Origin of the sequence: Streptomyces sp. NPDC048415 (assembly GCF_040651675.1) — a bacterium.
Lineage (GTDB): Bacteria > Actinomycetota > Actinomycetes > Streptomycetales > Streptomycetaceae > Streptomyces.
The window spans coordinates 48,424-67,690 of sequence record NZ_JBEZKJ010000024.1; the positions used below are offsets into that span (position 1 = coordinate 48,424).

Consider the following 19,267-nt stretch of genomic DNA (forward strand, 5'->3'; position numbering starts at 1 on the left):
ACCGGAGGACCGGCGGAAGGAGAGCCCATGAACGACCGAGTCGTCCCGCCCGCCGCCCGTCGGCGCAGGCGCCCCACCAAGACGGGCGTCGTCCTCTGCGAGGAGCTGATCGTCGAGACCGCGCTGCGGCTGCTCAAGGAGCACGGCGCCGACGCCCTCACGGTCCGCCGTCTCGGCCTCGCCCTCGGCGCCGACCCCAGCGCCCTGTACCGGTACTTCCGCGACACCGACGACCTGCTGCTCGCCATCGCCGACGAACTCATCGGCCGTACGCTGCGCACCTGGCGCCCCACCGGGGCCTGGCGCGCCGACCTGCGGGACCTGGGCCTGCGCATGCACTCCGGGGCGCTGGCGCATCCCCAGGCCGCGGTCCTCAGCTCCTACCGCGTCACGGGGCGGGTCCACGAGATCGAGGCCGTCGAGACGATCCTCGGCGTGCTGCGCGGTGCCGGCTTCCCCGACCCCGAGGCGGTACGGATCTACCACGCGTTCGTCGACCAGGCGCTGGCCTTCGCGGCCCTCGACGCGGCGAGCGTCGCGCTCCCGAAGCCGGCGCGCGCGGCGGAGGCGGACGTGTGGCGGGCGACGTACGCGCGGCTGCCCGCCGACACCCACCCGCACATCGCGGCGACGGCGCCCCACCTGGTGGCGGACATGCGGCGCAGCGCGTATCCGACGGCACTGGACATGCTGCTGACCGCGGCGGCGGCCCGCCTGGAGGAGATCAGGGCGGCCGGGCACGCATAAGTGCCCGGCGCGTCACACTGGGGAGGGCTCGCACGTCAACTCCCGTACCGGCTACTTACAAGGAGAGCGCCTGACGATGAAAGCACCCGCCCGCACCCCGAAGCAGCGCAAGCAGGACACGCTCGACCGGCTGGAGAACGACGTCGACGCCTGGGTGGCCACGGCCGACGGCGTCGGGGGAACGCCGTATCTGATCCCGCTGTCCTTCCTCTGGGACGGCACGACCGTGCTCATGGCCACGCCGGCCGACAGTCCCACGGGCCGGAATCTGCGGGCGACCGGCACGGCGCGCCTGGGGATCGGGCCGACCCGTGACGTGGTGCTCGTCGAGGGCACCGTGCGGGCTCTGGAGGCCGCCGAGCTGCCGGACGGAGTCGGTGACACCTTCGCCGAGAAGACGGGCTTCGACCCCCGTGAACTCACCGCCGCCTACCTCTACTTCAGCGTCACCCCGCAGCGCGTGCAGGCCTGGCGCGAGGCCAACGAGATCTCCGGACGTGACCTCATGCGCGACGGCGCGTGGCTGGTCGCCGACTGAACTCGCCGCACGGGGTACCCGGGAGGGCGGGGCAGCGGCGGCCGGATGCCGACCGCGTCGTCCCGGGACCCCTACGGAGGAGACATGGCACTGGTCACGGCAGGCGTCGTGGTGCTGGACTGCGCCGAGCCCGAGAAGCTCGCCGCCTTCTACAAGGAACTGATCGAGGCCGAGGAGACGGACGCGACCGCGAACCGCGTGGAGATCAGGGGCGCCGACGGCATCCGGATGGCGTTCCGCCGTGACGTCATGGCGACGCCGCCGAGCTGGCCGCGCCCCGAGAACTCCCTCCAGGCCCACCTCGACTTCCATGTGACGGACCTGGACGAGGCGGAGCGCAGGGTGGTCGGCCTCGGCGGGCGGCCGCTCGACACCAAGGACGCCTCCGGCCCCTTCGAGGAGCGCGGCTACGCCGACCCGGCCGGACACTCCTTCACCCTGCGCCGCGTGCGGCCCACAGCGCCCAAGCTGGGCTGACGCCCGGTCCTCAGTCCCGGCCGCCGCCCTTGTCCGAGGACGGCCACACGCCAGTGGAGCGCTCAATGGCCGTCGCGCCCGTGCGGTCCACCGCGCTGCGCACGGCGGCGAAGATCGCGCCCTGCAGGGCGGCGGCAAGGAGCACCTCGCCCCAGCCGCGGTCCTTGTCCAGGGCGTCGGGCGCGTCCTCCTCGTGACGTATCGCCATCCAGGCCTTCTGGAAGGCGAGTCCGGCGAGGGCGCCGCCCGCCCAGCTCAGTACGAAGCCGATCGGCTTGTAGGCGAGGGGGAGTTTGAGTTTCTTCCGCTTCTTGGCCACCTTGGTCTCCTTTGCCTCTCCGGTCAGGGACGTCCGCGGGCGGGCACCCGTTCGGCCTCGGGCACCGGGCCCGGCGCGGTCCCGTCGCCGAACGGCCGGCCGCCGAGCTGCTCGCGGTGATGGGGCGTCAGCCAGCCGGACAGGTCGGGTCCGAGGGGGACGATTCCGCTCGGGTTGATGCCCGTGTGGACTTGGTAGTAGTGCCGCTTGATGTGGTCGAAGTCGACGGTGTCACCGAATCCCGGCGTCTGGTAGAGGTCACGCGCGTACGCCCACAGCACCGGGTTCTCCATCAGCTTCCAGCGGTTGCACTTGAAGTGGCCGTGGTAGACGGCGTCGAAACGGACCAGCGTGGTGAACAGCCGGATGTCCGCCTCGGTGATCGTGTCGCCGACCAGATACCGGCGGTCCGCGAGACGCCCGGCCAGCAGCTCCAGACGACGGAAGACCCCCGCGCACGCCTGCCCGTACTCCTCCTGGTGGGTGGCGAAGCCCGCCCGGTACACGCCGTTGTTCACGTCCTCGTAGACGTCCGCCATGACCTCGTCGATCTCGTCGCGCAGCCGCTCCGGGTACAGGTCGGGGGCGCCGTCCCGGTGCAGGGCCGTCCACTCGGTGGCGAAGTCGAGCGTGATCCACTGGTAGTCGTTGGTGACCAGCTTTCCGCTCGGCACGTCCACCACGGCGGGCACGCTGACGCCGCCGGGGTAGTCGCTCTCGCGCGCGTCGTACGCCTCACTGAGGTACCGGATGCCCAGAACCGGGTCGCGGCCTTCCGGGTCCAGCGCGAACCGCCAGCTCCGGTCGTCCTGGATCGGATCGGTGATCGCCAGCGACAGAGCGTCCTCAAGGCCCAGGAGCCGCCGCGAGACCACCGCGCGGCTCGCCCACGGGCAGGCGCGGCTGGCGACCAGCCGGTAGCGGCCCGCCTCCACCGGCCAGCCGTCGCGGCCGTCCGCCGTAACGCGGTCCGCGAAGTGGCTCTTGGACCGTTTGAACACCTTCTTGCCGTACTCGGCGTTTCCCTCACCCTCGCTCATGACGCCCTCGCTTCCTGTGTTCCACTACGGGTGCCCCCGTGAGCGTTCCCCGATTCCCGCCGTCTCCACGGTGTGAGGCGGGCGGCCCCGGGAAACCGGGCGGTGTGGGCAGTGACTCGGACAGTGACTCGACGGACCGGCAGAACCGGTCGGACCGGCCGAACCGGCAGAACGGGTCGGACCGCAGGACCCGCGTCACGGTGCTGGTGGCGCTGGGCGCCAACCTGCTGATCGCCGTGGCCAAGGCCGTCGGCGGCCTGATCGCGGGCTCGCCCGCGCTGCTCTCGGAGGCGGCGCACTCCGTGGCGGACAGCATGAACGAGGTGTTCCTCCTCGCCGCGCTGAGCCGCAGCCGTCGCCCCGCGGACCGTCGGCATCCGTTCGGCTACGGCAAGGAGCGGTTCTTCTGGTCGCTGCTGGCGGCCGTCGGCATCTTCGTGATGGGCGGCTGCTTCTCCTTCTTCCAGGGCGTCGAGGCGCTCAGGAACGGCGCCCATGAGTCGTTCCGCGGCTATGTGGCGGGGCTCGTCGTCCTCGCAGTGGCCCTGCTCGCGGAGGGTGCCTCGCTGTTGCGGGCGCTCCACCAGGTGCACCAGCAGGGCGGCGCGGGCGGGATGCGGGATCCCGCGCTGCGTACGGTGGTCGCCGAGGACGGCACGGCGGTCGTCGGTGTGACCCTCGCGATGGTCGGTATGGTGCTGCACATGGTCACGGGCCAGGTCGTGTGGGAGGCCTCCGCCTCCCTCGCCATCGGGGTGCTGCTGGTGTACGTCGCCTACTTGCTGGGCCGTGACGCGCGCGACCAGCTGATCGGGCGGGCCGCGGACGAGGAGCTGAGCCGCAGGATCCGCGGCCTGCTGGAGGCGCAGCCCGAGATCGACAGCGTGGAGGCGCTGCTGACCATGCAGCTGGGCCTCGACTCCACCCTGGTCGCGGCTCGGATCGACCTCGTCCCCGGTCTCGACAGCGAGGAGGTCGAGGACGTCGCCGTTCGTATCAAGCGCTCCGTCGCCCACATCGTCCCCCAGGCCGATCAGATCTTCCTCGACGTGACCGACGCTCCGACCGCCAGGGCGGCCGTACGGGGGGACGCGGCCAGGAACGGCGACGTGACAGCGGGAAGCCCCGCCGCGACGGGGGAGCGCGGCGGGGCCTGAGGCTCAGGTGCCCGACGGCCGGCGGATCATGCGCGCGGATCCCAGAAAAGTTCGGGAACCCCGAAGCCGCCGCTGCTGAGCGCAGCCGGCGGCGACGCCGGGCCCCTCGGTGCTTCGTCGCCGCTGACTGCGGGCGTGCCCGTCAGCCGGTCGGCTCCAGCAGGAAGACGGGAATCTCCCGGTCGGTCTTCTTCTGGTAGTCGGCGTACGGCGGATACGCGGCGACCGCGCGCTCCCACCACAGGGCCTTTTCGTCACCCGTGATCTCCCGGGCCGTCAGTTCGTGGCGCGTGGGGCCGTCCTGGAGCTCCACGTGGGGATCGGACGTGACGTTGAAGTACCAGACCGGGTGCTTGGGAGAACCGCCCAGCGAGGCCACCGCCGCGTAGCGCCCCTCGTGCTCGACCCGCATCAGCGGGGTCTTGCGGATCTTGCCGCTCTTCGCGCCGCGTGTGGTGAGAATGATGACGGGCAGGCCCGTGTCCTGCAGCGTCGTCCCCTTGGTGCCGCCGGAACTCTCGTACAGCTCCACCTGCTCCCGCACCCACTGCGTCGGACTGGGTTCGTACTCGCCCTCAAGTGGCATGACTTCCGTCCCATCGTCGCGTCGTACTGGTCCTGTCTCGGCACGATTCAACACCAGTGCGGGCGCGAATCTTCCGCACCATCACCTCGCGTGTAACCGCCAATGGAGGGACGTGTGCGGCACGGTGGAGCCGTTCCCGCACGAGACGACGGAGGAGCGGCCCCATGTCCACGGCCACCGATCACGCCCCGACGACACGCGCCGCGGTCGAGGAACTGCCTGACTCGGATCGGTGCGGGCGACCCCGAGCGGATCGCCGAGCTCTATGCCGAGCGGTGCGACTGGAAGCTCAGCCGGCCGCAGGACGAGCACGAGCGCGCCGCCCCCGGGGATTCGCCACCGCTCCACCCGAGCCGACGCCGCCGCCCACTACCGCGCACCATGTACCCGGCGGCGCGGCCACCGAGATCGAGCGGATCCTCGTCGACGGCGACGAGGCGGTCGTCCTGGGCGAGATCCGCAGGACGGCCGGCGCGACCGGGCGCGCCTGCCGTGCCCGGTTCGCCCTGCACCTCACCGTCGAGGACGGACTGGTCGTACGGCACCACGTGTACGAGGACAGCCTGGCCGTGGCCCGCGCGTTCGAGCCCGCGTCCTAGCGGGAGCGGGACCGCGGCTTCCCGCCGCGCCCCCGTTCAGCCCCACGTGGCCCCGGCGGGCTCCTTGATCGTCGCGTTGAGCCGGTTGAAGAAGTTCGTCGTCGCGATCCAAAGGATGAGTGCGGCGAGCTGCTGCTCGTCGTAGTGGTCGGCGACCTCGTCCCACAGTTCGTCGCTGACCGCGTCGCCGGAACGGTCGCCGAGTCGCGTCATCTCCTCGGCCAGCGCCAGCGCGGCCCGCTCGGCGTCCGAGTAGTACGGCGCCTCGCGCCAGGCCGCCACGGACCAGAGCCGTTCGTCCGTCAGGCCTGCCTTGCGGCCGCCGCGCGCACCGGCGTCGACGCAGGCGCTGCACCCGTTGATCTGGCTGGCCCGCAGATGCACGAGCTCGAGGGTCTGCTGGGGAACGCCGCCCTTGCCGGTGGCTTGGTACAGCCCCTGGATCGCCTCCATCGCGCCGGGAAGGATCATCGCCGGGTTCTTCATGCGTGCCTGCATCACGTTCTCCTCAGGTGTTCGCCGTGCTCATCGCTTGTCACCGCACTGACGAAGCCCGGCCGGGAAATGTGACAGGGAGCGTGCTCATGAGTGGGGCACGAGCATCCGAACGGCCAGCACCGTGGTCACCGCGCTCGACGCGAGCGCCGTCACCAGCCGCCCCCGGTGCCCCGTCAGGACCCGGCCGAGCAGGGCGCCGCCCCCGGCGACCAGGAGCTGCCAGCTCGCGGAGGCGGCGAACGCGGCGAGGACGAACATTCCCTGCTCCAGGGGCCGCACCGCCTCGGCCGTACGGCTGCCCAGCACCAGCGCGGCGAAGTAGATGACGGTGGTGGGGTTGAGCAGCGTGACCCCGAGCAGCGTCAGATAGGCACGAGCGGGATGCGGGGAATCCTGCTCGGCCCGGGTGGCGAGCCGTCGCTCGCGGTACTGGCGGAACGCGGTCACCGCGCCCCGCACGGCCAGCGCGGCCAGCACCAGCGCCGAGGCCCAGCGCAGCGGGGGCAGCACCGGCGTCAGCGTGGCCGCGAGCGCGGAGCCTGCGAGTGCGGCGACCAGGGCGTACAGTCCGTCGGCGGTCGCGACGCCCAGCGCGGCGTAGGCGCCGATCCGCAGGGACGTACGAGCGGTGAGGGAGACGAGGTAGGTCGCGACCGCTCCGACGGGCATGGCGATGCCATAGCCCGCGAGAAGCCCCGCGACGAGCGCGGCGGTCACGACCGGGGAAGCGTGGGCTTCCCCGGTCGTCCGGACTGCTGCCGGCCCCGCACCCGACGAGCGGCGGCGGAGGTTGGCGGCAGGAAGGCTTCGATCGTGGACATGCGCAGATCCTGGGGCTACGGATCTGCGCATGCAACCGAATTACGCGGGGGCCATCCTGGAGGAGATCAGGCCATACCCGGGCCACCGGGGCAGCGCTGAGGCGGCGAAGCCCGAGGACCTGGGCGGGGCTCCCCACGTGCTTCGGCCAGATCGGGCGTCCAGCGCATCTGGCCGAACTTCGTGTGGCCGTGTAGGTGCCTGGGGCATCTAATGAAGATCGGCAAGAGGGAACCAGCGCTTGCGAGGTCATCCATGACAAAGCCCCTCACCACAGAACCGATTGCCTTCCCCCAGGACCGTACGTGTCCCTACCACCCACCCACCGCCTACGACCCGCTGCGCGAGGCGCGCCCGCTCACCAGGATCACCCTGTTCGACGGGCGTGGCGTATGGGTGGTCACCGGCCACAGCGCCGCCCGCGCACTCCTGTCCGACCCGCGGCTGTCGTCCGACCGCACCCGCCCGGCCTTCCCCGCCACCACGGAGCGGTTCGCGGCGGCCCGCGCACGCCGCGTCGCGCTGCTCGGCGTCGACGATCCGGAGCACCGCACCCAGCGCCGCGTGCTGGTCCCGAGCTTCACCCTCAAACGGGTCGCCGCGCTGCGCCCGCGCATCCAGGAGACCGTCGACCGGCTCCTCGACCGGATGGAAGACCAGGGCCCACCGGCCGAGCTGGTGAACGCGTTCGCGCTTCCCGTGCCCTCCATGGTGATCTGCGCCCTGCTCGGCGTCCCCTACACCGACCACGACTTCTTCGAGGAACAGTCCCGCAGGCTGCTGCGCGGCCCCGCCGCGGCCGACACGGAGGCGGCGCGCGCGCAACTGGACGCGTACTTCGGCTCGTTGATCGACCGCAAGCGGAAGGATCCCGGGGACGGACTCCTCGACGAGCTCATCCAGGATCAGCTTCGCGAGGGGGCGATGGACCGCCAGGACCTCGTCTCGCTGGCGACGATCCTGCTCGTCGCCGGGCACGAGACGACCGCCAACATGATCTCGCTCGGTACCTTCACCCTGCTCAGGCATCCCGAGCAGCTCGCCGAACTGCGGGCCGACCCGACGCTGATGGCCGCCGCCGTAGAGGAGTTGCTGCGCTTCCTCTCCATCGCCGACGGGCTGCTGCGGGTCGCCACCGAGGACATCGAGGTGGCCGGGAAGACGATCCGTGCCGACGAGGGCGTGGTCTTCGCGACCTCCGTCATCAACCGCGACGCGCACACCTTCACCGAACCGGACGCCCTGGACTGGCACCGCCCGGCCCGTCATCACGTCGCCTTCGGCTTCGGCATCCACCAGTGTCTCGGCCAGAACCTGGCCCGCGCCGAGATGGAGATCGCGCTCCTGTCACTCTTCGACCGGTTCCCCGGACTGCGCCTGGCCGCACCCGCGGACGCCATCGCGTTCAAACCCGGGGACACGATCCAGGGGATGCTGGAACTCCCCGTGACCTGGTAAGAGGCTGCAGGCATGAGCATCGACATCACCATCGACAAGGACGTCTGCATCGGCGCGGGCCAGTGCGCCCTCGCCGCCCCAGGCGTCTTCACCCAGGACGACGACGGATTCAGCGAGCTGCTGCCGGGCCGCGAGGACGGCGGCGGCGACCCGATGGTCCGGGAGGCGGCGCGGGCCTGCCCGGTCTCCGCCATCACGGTGTCCGAGACCTGACGGCCACCAGTCAAGCGGGTCACTTCTCCAAGGCCGCCGGATCGAGCCCACGCAGGCGTACGGGGTCGGCGATCACCTCGTACGCCGTGATCCGTTCGCCCTCGACCGTGAGGGTGAGGGCGATGAGCAGCCGTCCGCGCGGGGCGACGACCAGTCCCACGGTTCCATCGACCGGCGCCAGGTCCGCGTGGCGCGACCGCTCGCGCGGGAGCACGGTCTCCCGCGCCGCGCACCCCTGTCGCCGTGCCCACCGGCACGGCGACGGGATCCGCCCGGCGTACGACATCGGGGTTCAGGACGGCGAGCAGGGCCGAGGTCGCCGCCCCGCGCGGCGCTGAGGAAGGCGTCGATGACATGCCGGTGCCGGCCGAGTTCGGTGCCGGACACCACCGGCGCCCCGCACCTTGAGGCGCGCGCGGCTGGCCGGCTTCTTGGCGGCCACTCGGTTGCGGCCGCCGACGACGGCGATCTCGGCGAAGGGCACCGCGAACAGGTCGTGGAGCACGAACGCGTTCCGCTCGGCCGGACTCGACGTGCCGAGGACAACCAGCAGAGCGAGTCCACGGAGTCGGCCAGTCGGGCCTCATACGCGGGATCGCTCGTGTCGTCGCCTCACCGAACCGGTCCGGAACCCGCTCCCCGACGAACTCCTCCCCGCGCGCGGCGCGGGAGCCGCCTGAGCGCCCGCCCCTATCGCCGGGCTTCCACCAGCAGTCGCGCCGCCTCGGCCGCCTGCTCGGCGGGCTCAGTGCTCCGCGTGATGCCCGCGGTGACCATGGCACCCTCGGCCAGCAGATACAGCTGGTCCGCGACGGAGGAGGGGAGCCCGGCGTTGGCCACCAGGCTCCGCAGATAGTCCTTGAACGCGGCTTTGTGCGCGCTGACCTGGGCGGTGACGCGGGGCGAGGTGGTGCCGAGCTCCCCGTACGCGTTGATCCAGGCGCAGCCGCGGAAGCCGGGCTCCGCGAACCACCGCCGAAGCCAGTCGAAGACCGCCAGGATCCGCTCACCCGGTTCCTCGTGCCGGTCGACATGCTCGGCCAGCCGCTGCCGCCAGCGGATGTCGCGCCGCTCGAGGTACGCCTCGACGAGCCGCTCCTTGGCGGGGAAGAGCTGGTAGAGCCGCTTGAGCGAGACCCCTGACGCTCCGCGGATGTCATCCATGCCGACGCTCTGGATGCCGCGTCCGTAGAACAGCTCCTCCGCGGCGTCGAGCGCCTGGTCCCGGGCGAGGGCCTGGCGCCGGGCGGCCGTGCTGTCCATGCGGGGGGCTCCTTGACGTGAGAACGGTCGTTCTCTACGTTAGCAGTCGGGTGTGAGAACGTCCGTTCTCTCACTGTGGGACCCCGCCCGCGAGATTGAGGAACCTCATGACCGACCGCCCGCCCCTGCCGCCCTTCACCCGTGAGACAGCCGTCCAGAAGGTCCAGGCCGCCGAGGACGCCTGGAACACCCGCGATCCCCACAAGGTCTCGCTCGCCTACTCCGAGGACTCGGTCTGGCGCAACCGCGACACCTTCGTGACGGGCCGCGCCGAGATCGTCGAACTCCTGACGGCGAAGTGGGCGCGCGAGCGGGAGTACGCCCTGCGCAAGGACCTCTGGGCGTTCGACGGCAACCGCATCGCCGTCCGCTTCCAGTACGAGTCGCACGACGCCGACGGGCAGTGGTGGCGCTCGTACGGCAATGAGCTGTGGGAGTTCGACGAGCACGGTCTGATGACGCGGCGCGAGGCAAGCATCAACGACGTACCGATCGAGGAGAAGGAACGCCGGATCCTCGGCCCGCGCCCGGAGGCGGAGCGCGGGGCCTCCTTCCCGGTTCAATAGGGTTGGGCGGGTGAGCGAACGCCCAGAGCAGCCCTTCCTCTACGTCGTCGTCTGCGCGGCGGGCATCGCCGAGGACATCGGCGAACTGATCACCGCGGCACAGGAGCGGAACTGGGAGGTCGGCGTCATCGCCACACCTCAGGGCCTCGGGTTCATCGACGCGACGGACGTCGAGGCGCGGACGGGCCGCCCTATCCGGTCGGCCTGGCGCTCCCCGGGCGACCCGCGCCCTTTCCCTGCCCCCGACGCGGTGGCCGTCGCACCGGCCACCTTCAACACCGTCAACAAGTGGGCGGCCGGCATATCGGACACCCTCGCCCTGGGAACCCTGTGCGAGGCGTACGGCCTCGGTGTCCCCATCGCCGTACTGCCGTGTGTGAACGATGCGTTGGCGGCCCACCCCGCCTACCGCGCGAGCGTCGAGCGGCTGCGCGGGATGGGGGTCCGCTTCGGCGACCCGTACGCCGGGGAGCCGCGACCCGACGGCGGGCGCCCGGAGTTCCGCTGGGGGAGTGTGCTGGACCTGCTGACCCCGCAAGCCACGCCGGCCGTCGAGACTGCACCTAGGGCCGACGGTAGATCGTGATCGAGTGGCCGACGTCGTCGATCGGCCGGCTGGTCCTGAGCAGGGCCTTCAGCCGGTCGTCGGCCTTGGCGACCGAAGTGTCGGACACGACGAGCAGCCCGTGCACCTCGCTCGGCGGTGCCGTGCGCGGATCAGCCGCGTCGATGCCGTAGTACGACGGCACACCGGCGCCCTTGTAGACGAGCCAGACCTTCTGGTGCGGGTAACGCCGGTCCAGGCGGTCGGCGAGGCGGCCGAGGTCCTGTCCCCAGTCGACGTTCGAGTCGTGCAGGCGCAGACGGGTCTTGGACGGCCCGCCGAACGCCTCGTTCGAGTACGGCAGGTAGTACGGGTACGTGCGCAGCGAACTGACGGCCACGAACACGAGCAGCGCCGCCACGGCCACCTGGGCCCATCGCCGTCGCAGGGCCACGGCACCGCCCGCCGCGACCGCCAGGAACACCGGTACGAACAGTGCGTAGCGCACTCCGAGATCGCGGGAGCCGCTCATGGCCACGGCCAGCAGCAGCGCCGGGGGAATGAGGACGTACGGGGCGGCGGGCCGCAGCCGGGGCAGGGCGGTCATCGCCGCGGCTCCGGCCGACCACAGCGCCGGCATGCCCAGCGGTGTCTTCACCAGCAGCGCGGCCGGCAGGTAGTACCAGAGCGAGCCGCGATAGAGCCGGCCGAACAGAAAGCCCTGCCAGGTCGCGTGCTCGAAGCCGAACTGGACGCGCATCCCGTCCCGGTACGGCTGCGGGAAGGGCAGCCAGTCGATCAGCAGCCCGCGCAGTCCGTGGACGGCCGGGAGATCCGCGGGCGCCGTCCAGCGCAGCCGCGGATCGACGGCGAGATACGTGGCCCACACCACGGCGAGGGCCACCAGCGCCATACCGGCCGCGGCCGCCGCGCCAAGCCAAAGGAGCTGCCGCTTCGCGGGGCGCGGTGTCTCTCCGCCCGTGCCGAGATGCGGTGTCCCCGCGCCCCTGCCGAGGCCGCGCGCGTGCCACACCGACGCCACCGCCAGGGCCAGCAGCAGCGGAACAGCGGGCAGCATGCTCATCTTCGTGGCCACCGCCGCCCCGAGCGCCACCCCGGCGAGCGGAAGGTGAGGGAGCGGACGCCGCCGCGCCCGCCACAGCAGCCACACCGACGTCAGCAGGAAACCCGACGCCGGTACGTCGAGGGTGGCCAGTGAGCCGTGCGCGATGACATCGGGCGAGAAGGCGTACAGGGCGAGTGCCACCAGCCCGCCCACGCGTCCGACGAGTTCCCGGGCGAACGCGAGGACGACGAGCCCGAACAGCAGCGTCAGCACGATCACCGGCAGCCGCGCCCACAGCATCAACCGCCCCGGGTCGTTGCCCGACTCGTACAGCAGGCGCCGCCCGAGCGCCGTCTGATCACCCGCGAAGCCGGCGTCGAGGTGCGGGTGGGCGAACACCAGCCCGCTCGCGATGATCAGCTTGCCCAGCGGCGGATGCTCGGGGTTGTAGCGCAGGCTGTGCTGCTGGACGTAGACCACCGCGGTGCCCGCGTACACGGGCTCGTCGATCGTCGGGGTCTGCTCCACGGCCGTCGTGACCATGGCGAACGCCATCTGGGCCAGCAGCGCGGTCACGGCCACCACGAACACCCACCGCCGGTGCCGCCGAAGCCACTCGAATCGCCTGGGCGGCTCCGCACCGCTCACCGGCACGCGGTCCCCGTGCCTGCCGGCCATGAATGTCGCCATGCCCTTTGTTACGTCCGCTCCGTACGAGCCTGCTCATCCGGTGGCACCCGGATTCAGGTGGGGAGTCATGAGTATGCACCGCCACAGCTCCGGATCCGGGTGAGCCACGGCGTCGGTGGCCGCGCGGTAGACGCCGTGGCGTGGCAGAGCCCGGCACGGTGGACGAGGCGGCCTCCCTCCTCGCCGCCCGCCTCTTCCACGGCGGCCCGCCGAACCCGGGCCAGACCGGGCGCCGGTCAACTGGCACGCGTGGCAGTCGCGTGTCGGTGGTGGTCCCGGTCAACGGGTCCTGCGGACATAGTCCGCGCTGCCGGGCGTCGACACCATCACATCGCGGCGCACGATGCTCAGCCGGTTGCCGAAGCCCGAACGGGCCTTGCGCAGACCGCTGTCGGTGTACTCGACGACCACCACCCGGTCGTGGAACGCCTTCGCGTACGCCTCGCACTCGTCGTACTCGCCGCACTCCTCCGCCACCGCGAAATCGAGCCCGGTGCGGGACCTGAGTCCCGCCAGCTCCACGGTGTTCTTCTGCCCGATGGCCAGATGCCGGGCGTGCGCGTGCGCCGACAGCAGGGTGATGAACGCGGTGGCGTCGTCGGCGGTCAGCAGGTGCCGGGAGCGCGTGTAGCTGTCGTAGTTGTCCGGCTCGACCGCGTCGAAGCCCTTGTCGGCGCAGCCGTCGATCCATCGGTCGACGCGCGCGGCCACCCGCTCGCGCTTGGCCGGTGTACGGATGTCGAGCAGCGCCTCGTCCCAGTCCTTGTCGACCACGACCTTGCCGCGCGTGTCCCGCAACAGCAGGTCGGCGGGCCACTTGTCGCGCTCCTCGGGCTGTACCTGGAAGGCGTTCACGTAGCAGATGTTGTAGAGGCCGGGCGCGGGGGACGCCGAACGGTCGCGCGACACGATGCGGACGCCGGAGGGCGGCGGATAGGCGCCGCCGATCTGGTAGTCGAAGCCCGCGTGGAGCGGGGGGAGGCGGACGGCGGTCGGTCTCGGCGTCGGGTCGGGATGCGGCGTCGGCTCCGACGACGTCCCGGGGGCTTTGGTGGACGCCGAGGACGCGGCTCCGGGATGCCCGGACGGGCGGTGCGGCGAGGCCCTGGTGTCCCGCCCCGAGCCACAGCCCACAAGCGTCAGGAGTGCCGTCAGGGCAGCGGCTGCCCCCACACCTCCGACGCGGAGAACCCGCCTGCGGGGCATGTCCGCTCCATCAGTCGCGAGTGCGACCCCGCCTCGGACGCTTCCCGCGATCCTGGCGACTTTGGCCGGACTTGAACCGAGTCCGCTACCGGCTGGGCGCACCTCTGCGTGCCGGGACGCACCACGGCACGCGAGGATCAAATCGTGCGGGCACGCCCGCGTCAAGGCGCCCTGTTGAGGTCAGTGGGGAGTCCGAGGTGCGAACTCCGTGCCGCACGGGCCCGCGCCCTCGCTCTCGGGCAGGGCGACGGGTTCGCCGCTCATCGTGAGCGTCCGGTAGAAGCCGCCGATGCGGTGCGTGGAGCGGCCGACGTAGTGACCGATGAAGGAGCGGCGGAAGCGGTCGGGGCTGCGGTTGGGGCCGGAGCCATGGACGAGGCTGCCGTTGAAGAACAGCACGTCGCCGGGTGCCATGTCGACGGGTACGGCCGTCAGGCCGGGCGGTGGGGGAACGTACTCGCGTGCGAAGGACAGCGCCGCGTCCGCCTCCTCCGGACAGAACAGGTCCATGCGGTGGGTGCCCGGCACGACCTCCAGACCGCCGTTCACGCGGTCGATCGCGTCGCAGGCGATCCAGGCGGCCACACAGGTGCCCGGCTCGACCCGCAGATAGAAGTTGTCCTGGTGCAGCGCCTGACCGCGGGCGCCTGGCGGCTTGAAGTAGAACATGCTCTGCGCGGCCAGGACTTCCTCACCCAGCAGGGTCTCCAGGACGCTCCGTAGCCGGGGCTCGAGAAGAAAGCGCAGTGACAGGGCGTTGATCCGGTGCGGGTGCAGGACGCGGGGGTGGGCGTGCAGCGGGTCGGCCGGACCGTCGCTCTTCGTGGCGCGCGGTTCGAAGTGCCCCGGGATCGGGCCCGCCGCGCGCAGCGCCGTGAACTCCGCGCACAGCTCGTCGATTTCGGCCGCGCTGAACAGGCCGCGTACCACCACGAAGCCGTTGTCCTGGAATTCGGACTCGACACTTGACGCCGACGCCGACGCGGGCCCGGAGTCGGTCCGCCCCGGCCCGCTCTCCTCCGTGACTGTCATACGACCGCGCCTCCTCACCGGTGTCCCGCCTGCCTGTCTCACGCCAGACCGATGCCCCTTTCGCCGCTAAGGATGCGCGGGAGGCGGCGGCAACGTCGTGACGTCCGGTGCCGGCTCGGGCCAGACCAGCAGGACGGGGCAGGGCGCGTGGTCGACGACGAAGCGTCCGGCAGGGCCCAGGCTGCGCGGGCCGAGACGCGCCCGGTCGCCGTCGCGGGCCAGCACGAGCAGATCGGCGCCCTCGGCGGCGGCGACCACCTCCCGCTCGGCACGCCCGGCACGCTCCAGCCTCGTGGCGGGGCGCCCCAGGCGCTCGGCTGCCGTGTCGAGGAGCCGCGCCGCCGACGTGGCACCGAGGGTTTCCAGGCGGTCACCCGGGTCGGGCTCGCCGCGCCCGCGGCCGAGCAGGCCGGCGAAGGCGCCGTGCGCCAGATCGGGCACGCCGGGTTCGGTGACGTGCAGCAGCACCACGTCCGTCGCGTGCGGGACATGACCGCTTACGGCGTCCACACACGCCGGCCACGTTCCTTCGACCACCCAGACGATCACCCGCATACCCATCAGCCTCCGATGACGTGGAGCGAGACCCACAGGGCCAGCACGGCGGGGACCAGTGCCGCGGGCACGGCGATCAGACCGAGCCGGGTGAACTCCCTGAGGTCCACGCCGTGTTCGTGCTGGTGCACGATACGCCGCCACAGCAGGGTCGCCAGGGAACCCGCGTAGGTCAGGTTGGGCCCGATGTTGACCCCGAGCAGGACGGCCAGCACCGCGCCGGGCCCGGACCCGGCGGCCAGCGGCAGCAGGACGAGGACCGCGGGCAGATTGTTGATGAGGTTGGCCAGCACGGCGGCGAGCGCGGCGGTGCCGAGCAGCGCGGGCAGAGCGCTGCCGTCCGGCAGGAGCCGGCCCAGGGCGTCGGCCAGCCCGTTGTCGACCACCGCCCGTACGACGATGCCGAGCGCGAGGACGAAGGCGAGAAAGGACGGTGCGGCGGCCCGCAGCACGGTGAGCGGGGTGGCGCGGCGCCGGACGAGCGCGCGGACGGCGAGCACGAGTGCCCCCGCCGCAGCCGACCACGCCGGATCGATGCCGAGCGCGGAGGCGACGACAAAACCCGCCAGCGTGCAGCCCACGGTGACCAGCGCGAACAGTGGTACATCCGGCGGCTCCTCGGCACTCGGCGCGGGCGCCGCCGCACCCAGGTCGCGGGCGAAGAAATGCCGGAAGACCACGTACTCGGCGCCGATCGCCACCAGCCACGGCAGGACCATCAGCGCGGCGAACCTGGTGAAGCTCAGTCCGCTGGCCGTGAACGCGAGCAGATTGGTGAGGTTGGAGACCGGCAGGAGCAGCGAGGCCGTGTTCGAGAGGTGGGTGCAGGCGTACACATGCGGCTTCGGGCGGGCGCCCATCCGCGCCGCCGTCGCGAACACGACGGGAGTGAGCAGCACGATCGTCGCGTCCAGGCTGAGCACCGCCGTGATCGCGGAGGCGAGCGCGAAGACCGCGGTCAGCAGGCGGCCCGGCCGCCCCGCCGCCCAGCGGGCCATCCACGCGCCACAGGCCCGGAAGAGCCCCTCGTCGTCGCAGAACCGGGCCAGCACGAGAACCGCCGCCAGAAAACCGATCACCGGCCCGAGATGCCCGCTCTCCGCGCGGACGTGGTCCCAGGAGATCGCGCCGGTGGCGACGACCAGCCCCGACGCCGGGACCGCCACGACTGCCTCGGGCCAGTTGAAGGGCCGGATCACCGCGCAGACGAGGACCGCGACGAGCAGGACGACGGAGAGGGCCTCGGCAAAGGGCGAGCCGAGAGCGGCGGCGAGGGTTTCGGCGAGAGGCGTGGAGTGCGAGGCGGGGAGAGTGTCGGCGAGCGGGGTGTTCCGGGCGACGGAGAGCCCTTGGGCGAGCGGGGTGTTCCAGGCGACGGAGAGGCCTTGGGTGAGCGGGGTGTTCAGGGTTCGGTCCTCCGGGGTGAGCGTGGCGCCCGTCCATCACATCAGACGCGGCCGACGGGCCCGATGAGGGCGTCACTCCTCGTCGACGAGCGTCAGCTCCGCCCAGATCGTCTTTCCCTCGGTCGTGTGCCGGCTGCCCCAGCGCTGGGTGAGCTGGGCGACGAGCAGCAGCCCGCGGCCGCCCTCGTCGAAGATCTTCGCCCGGCGCAGATGCGGGGCGGTGTGGCTGCCGTCGGACACCTCGCAGATGAGGGTGGTGGCGTCGTGGATGAGACGCAGCCGGATGGGCGGCTCGCCGTACCGGATGGCGTTGGTGACCAGTTCGCTCACCACGAGCTCGGTCGTGAACGTCGCCTCGCTCAGCCCCCAGGTGTCCAGCTGGTCCACCACCTGCTTGCGGATCGGCGCGACGAGGGCAGGGTCGGCGGGAATGTGCCAGGTGGCCACCTGGGAGGGAGGCAGGCCGTGCGTACGGGCGACCAGCAGGGCAACGTCGTCCGTGGCGCCGCCCACCGGAAGCAGCGCCTGCAGGATCGCGTGACACGCCCATTCCAGGGACTGGGACGATTGTTCCAGGGCTCGTGACAACAGCTGGTGGCCGACGTCGAGATCTCGCCCCGGGCTCTCGACCAGCCCGTTGGTGTACAGCGCCAGCACCGTGCCCTCGCGCAGCTCGAGTTCCACGCACTCGAACGGCAGTCCGCCCAGGCCCAGCGACGGTCCGGCCGGGAGGTCGATCTGCCGGGGGGGACCGTCCGGAGGGACGATGTACGGCGGCGGATGCCCAGCCCGGGCGAGAGTGCAGCGGCGGGAGACCGGGTCGTACACCGCGTACAGGCAGGTGGCGCCGACCTCACCGGTGGTGCCTTCGGGCCCGGCATCCTCGGACAGCCGCACGACGAGGTCGTCGAGGTGGGTGAGCAGCTCGTCCGGGGCCAGGTCGATGTCGGCGAGCGTGCGGACGGCGGTGCGCAGCCGCCCCATGGTCGCCGACGCCTGGATACCGTGGCCGACGACGTCGCCGACGACCATGGCGACCCGCATCCCGGACAGCGGGATCACGTCGAACCAGTCGCCGCCCACCCCGGCACGCGCCGCGGGAAGGTAGCGCGAGGCCGCCTCCAGGGCTGCCGTCCGGGGCAGTGACTGGGGGAGCAGGCTGCGCTGCAGGGCCAGCGCAGTCTCACGCTCGCGGGAGAAGCGCCGGGCGTTGTCGATGCAGACGGCGGCCCTCGCCGTGACCTCCTCGGCGAGCAGGACGTCGTCGGGGGTGAAGGGGTCGGGGCGTCGGAACCGGGTGAGCACCGCGACGCCCAGGGTCTGGCCCCGGGCCCGGATGGGCACCGACATGGTGCCGTGGATGCCGTACTTCGCGACGCGCTCGCGCCGCCGTTTGTCCCAGGCCAACCACTCCTCCAGCGTGGTGGTCGCGTCCGGCGCCACGATCGTCCGGCCGGCGATCAGGGAGTCGGTCTGCGGTGAGGCGACGGGATAGACGTCGACCGCCCCGAGCGTGACGACCGCCTCGGGCGAGCCCGGGGTCACCGATCGATGGGCTGTGCGGCGGAGTGTGATCGGGGCGCTCGGCGGCTCGGAGTGCGGCTCGCCCCCGTGCAGCGGCGGGTCGAGCAGGTCGACGCTGACGAAGTCGGCCAGTGCGGGCACGCAGACGTCGGCGAGCTCCTGAGCCGTCCGGGTGACGTCGAGGGTGCTGCCGATGCGGCGGCTCGCCTCGTTGACCAGCTGCAGTCGCTCCCGGCCCCGGTACTGCTCGGTGAAGTCGTGCGCGGCCAGGCACACGCCGCGCACCCGCCCGTCGCCATCGGTCAGCGGCGCGATCCGAATCAGCCAGGCATGCGCGTGGTCCTCGCCGCCCGACCGCATGTACGTCTCCACATCGCGTCCCTCGCCGGAGACGAGCACGCCGGACATCTCCTCCTCGAGTTTCTCGCTCGCCCGCTTGCCGCCGATCTCGGAGATCCGCAGGCCCCGGATGCGGGCCTCGGGCAGGCCGATCACCTTGGCCATCGCGTCGTTGACCCCGTACAGCCGCAGCCGTTCGTCGTAGATGGCCATGGCGCAGGGCGACTGGGTGAGCACCGCTCTGATCAGCGGATCGTCCTGAACGCAGGGCTCCGCGCCTTCCAGCGGGGTGACCAGAAACCACTCGCCGTCCTGCTCGGCGCGATGGGCGAGCAGCCACACGGACAGAACACGCCCGTCGCGGTGGCGCAGGGGGAGGGTGCCGCTCCAGCGGTTGCCGGGGGGCGCGGACGGCGGCGGGTCACCCGCCCGGTCCAGCAGGTCCGCCGCCGGGCGGCCCTCGACCTCCTCGGGCGTGTAGCCCAGCAGTCGGCGGGCCCCCTCGCTCCAGCGGATCAAGGTGCCGTTCTCGTCGACGACTGCCCGTGCCGTGGCGGCCTCGTCGAGTGGATGGACCGGGCTCATCGTCGCCACTCCATTGCGCACACTCACAGTGAACAAGCGC

The 19,267-nt window shown here is 71.9% G+C and carries 21 protein-coding genes and 1 pseudogene; 9 read left to right on the top strand and 13 right to left on the bottom strand.

All coding sequences use genetic code 11. The annotated features are described in order from the left end of the window. Positions 1-27: 27 nt before the first annotated feature. The 3 genes from AB0D27_RS18275 to AB0D27_RS18285 all read left to right on the top strand — a co-directional run bounded on the left by AB0D27_RS18275 (position 28) and on the right by AB0D27_RS18285 (position 1,762). Positions 28-747, top strand: a complete 720-nt coding sequence (locus AB0D27_RS18275; RefSeq protein WP_362509236.1) for a TetR/AcrR family transcriptional regulator — start codon at positions 28-30, stop codon at positions 745-747. Between the two features lie 76 nt (positions 748-823). Beyond that, positions 824-1,285: a pyridoxamine 5'-phosphate oxidase family protein gene (locus AB0D27_RS18280; RefSeq protein WP_362509239.1), complete on the top strand. Its 462-nt coding sequence runs from the start codon at positions 824-826 to the stop codon at positions 1,283-1,285. Between the two features lie 84 nt (positions 1,286-1,369). Continuing rightward, entirely contained in the window at positions 1,370-1,762 is a 393-nt protein-coding gene (locus AB0D27_RS18285) for a VOC family protein (protein ID WP_362509242.1), read from the top strand. 10 nt (positions 1,763-1,772) lie between these two features. Here the strand turns inward: AB0D27_RS18285 and AB0D27_RS18290 are convergent, their stop codons facing one another. Continuing rightward, positions 1,773-2,081, bottom strand: coding sequence for a DUF4235 domain-containing protein (locus tag AB0D27_RS18290; protein WP_362509245.1), 309 nt, complete (start codon positions 2,079-2,081; stop codon positions 1,773-1,775). 23 nt (positions 2,082-2,104) lie between these two features. Further along, entirely contained in the window at positions 2,105-3,121 is a 1,017-nt protein-coding gene (locus AB0D27_RS18295; RefSeq protein ID WP_362509248.1) for a glutathione S-transferase C-terminal domain-containing protein, read from the bottom strand. Between the two features lie 200 nt (positions 3,122-3,321). Between AB0D27_RS18295 and AB0D27_RS18300 the strand changes: the two genes are divergently transcribed. Then, positions 3,322-4,278: a cation diffusion facilitator family transporter gene (locus AB0D27_RS18300; RefSeq protein ID WP_362509396.1), complete on the top strand. Its 957-nt coding sequence runs from the start codon at positions 3,322-3,324 to the stop codon at positions 4,276-4,278. 142 nt (positions 4,279-4,420) lie between these two features. Here AB0D27_RS18300 and AB0D27_RS18305 read toward each other — a convergent pair whose 3' ends face one another. Beyond that, positions 4,421-4,864 carry a nitroreductase family deazaflavin-dependent oxidoreductase gene (locus AB0D27_RS18305; RefSeq protein WP_362509251.1) on the bottom strand — a complete coding sequence of 148 codons (444 nt, stop codon included), beginning with the start codon at positions 4,862-4,864 and terminating at the stop codon, positions 4,421-4,423. A gap of 164 nt (positions 4,865-5,028) precedes the next feature. Between AB0D27_RS18305 and AB0D27_RS18310 the strand changes: the two are divergent. Further along, a pseudogene (locus AB0D27_RS18310) lies at positions 5,029-5,463 on the top strand (nuclear transport factor 2 family protein). Positions 5,464-5,499: 36 nt separating this feature from the next. On the opposite strand, the gene AB0D27_RS18315 reads toward AB0D27_RS18310, so the two are convergent. Further along, positions 5,500-5,961, bottom strand: a complete 462-nt coding sequence (locus AB0D27_RS18315) for a carboxymuconolactone decarboxylase family protein (protein WP_362509254.1) — start codon at positions 5,959-5,961, stop codon at positions 5,500-5,502. An 84-nt stretch (positions 5,962-6,045) separates the two neighbouring features. Beyond that, positions 6,046-6,678, bottom strand: coding sequence for a LysE family transporter (locus AB0D27_RS18320; protein WP_362509257.1), 633 nt, complete (start codon positions 6,676-6,678; stop codon positions 6,046-6,048). 357 nt (positions 6,679-7,035) lie between these two features. Between AB0D27_RS18320 and AB0D27_RS18325 the strand changes: the two genes are divergently transcribed. Beyond that, positions 7,036-8,238: a cytochrome P450 gene (locus tag AB0D27_RS18325; RefSeq protein WP_362509260.1), complete on the top strand. Its 1,203-nt coding sequence runs from the start codon at positions 7,036-7,038 to the stop codon at positions 8,236-8,238. Positions 8,239-8,256: 18 nt separating this feature from the next. Next, a complete protein-coding gene (locus tag AB0D27_RS18330) occupies positions 8,257-8,451 on the top strand; it encodes a ferredoxin (protein ID WP_362509399.1) in 195 nt (64 codons plus the stop codon). Positions 8,452-8,470: 19 nt separating this feature from the next. On the opposite strand, the gene AB0D27_RS18335 is transcribed toward AB0D27_RS18330, so the two are convergent. Together AB0D27_RS18335 and AB0D27_RS18340 are read right to left on the bottom strand one after the other, a co-directional pair. Continuing rightward, a complete protein-coding gene (locus AB0D27_RS18335) occupies positions 8,471-8,611 on the bottom strand; it encodes a hypothetical protein (RefSeq protein ID WP_362509263.1) in 141 nt (46 codons plus the stop codon). A gap of 530 nt (positions 8,612-9,141) precedes the next feature. After that, on the bottom strand, positions 9,142-9,714 hold the full coding sequence (locus AB0D27_RS18340) for a TetR/AcrR family transcriptional regulator (RefSeq protein ID WP_362509266.1): 573 nt from the start codon (positions 9,712-9,714) through the stop codon (positions 9,142-9,144). Positions 9,715-9,821: 107 nt separating this feature from the next. On the opposite strand from AB0D27_RS18340, the gene AB0D27_RS18345 reads away from it, so the two are divergent. Together AB0D27_RS18345 and AB0D27_RS18350 are read left to right on the top strand one after the other, a co-directional pair. Continuing rightward, on the top strand, positions 9,822-10,280 hold the full coding sequence (locus AB0D27_RS18345; RefSeq protein WP_362509268.1) for a nuclear transport factor 2 family protein: 459 nt from the start codon (positions 9,822-9,824) through the stop codon (positions 10,278-10,280). 10 nt (positions 10,281-10,290) lie between these two features. Next, positions 10,291-10,866: a flavoprotein gene (locus AB0D27_RS18350; RefSeq protein WP_362509270.1), complete on the top strand. Its 576-nt coding sequence runs from the start codon at positions 10,291-10,293 to the stop codon at positions 10,864-10,866. Here AB0D27_RS18350 and AB0D27_RS18355 read toward each other — a convergent pair. The 6 genes from AB0D27_RS18355 to AB0D27_RS18380 form a co-directional block, all read right to left on the bottom strand. Continuing rightward, positions 10,844-12,445, bottom strand: a complete 1,602-nt coding sequence (locus AB0D27_RS18355) for a phospholipid carrier-dependent glycosyltransferase (protein ID WP_362509401.1) — start codon at positions 12,443-12,445, stop codon at positions 10,844-10,846. The genes AB0D27_RS18350 and AB0D27_RS18355 overlap by 23 nt on opposite strands. Positions 12,446-12,859: 414 nt before the next feature. Further along, positions 12,860-13,786: an endo alpha-1,4 polygalactosaminidase gene (locus AB0D27_RS18360; RefSeq protein ID WP_362509272.1), complete on the bottom strand. Its 927-nt coding sequence runs from the start codon at positions 13,784-13,786 to the stop codon at positions 12,860-12,862. A gap of 180 nt (positions 13,787-13,966) precedes the next feature. Then, positions 13,967-14,818 carry a phytanoyl-CoA dioxygenase family protein gene (locus AB0D27_RS18365; RefSeq protein WP_362509274.1) on the bottom strand — a complete coding sequence of 284 codons (852 nt, stop codon included), beginning with the start codon at positions 14,816-14,818 and terminating at the stop codon, positions 13,967-13,969. Between the two features lie 66 nt (positions 14,819-14,884). Next, entirely contained in the window at positions 14,885-15,373 is a 489-nt protein-coding gene (locus AB0D27_RS18370; RefSeq protein WP_362509276.1) for a universal stress protein, read from the bottom strand. 5 nt (positions 15,374-15,378) lie between these two features. After that, a complete protein-coding gene (locus AB0D27_RS18375; RefSeq protein ID WP_362509404.1) occupies positions 15,379-16,599 on the bottom strand; it encodes an arsenic transporter in 1,221 nt (406 codons plus the stop codon). A gap of 252 nt (positions 16,600-16,851) precedes the next feature. Continuing rightward, a complete protein-coding gene (locus tag AB0D27_RS18380; protein ID WP_362509279.1) occupies positions 16,852-19,227 on the bottom strand; it encodes a SpoIIE family protein phosphatase in 2,376 nt (791 codons plus the stop codon). Positions 19,228-19,267: the final 40 nt, after the last annotated feature.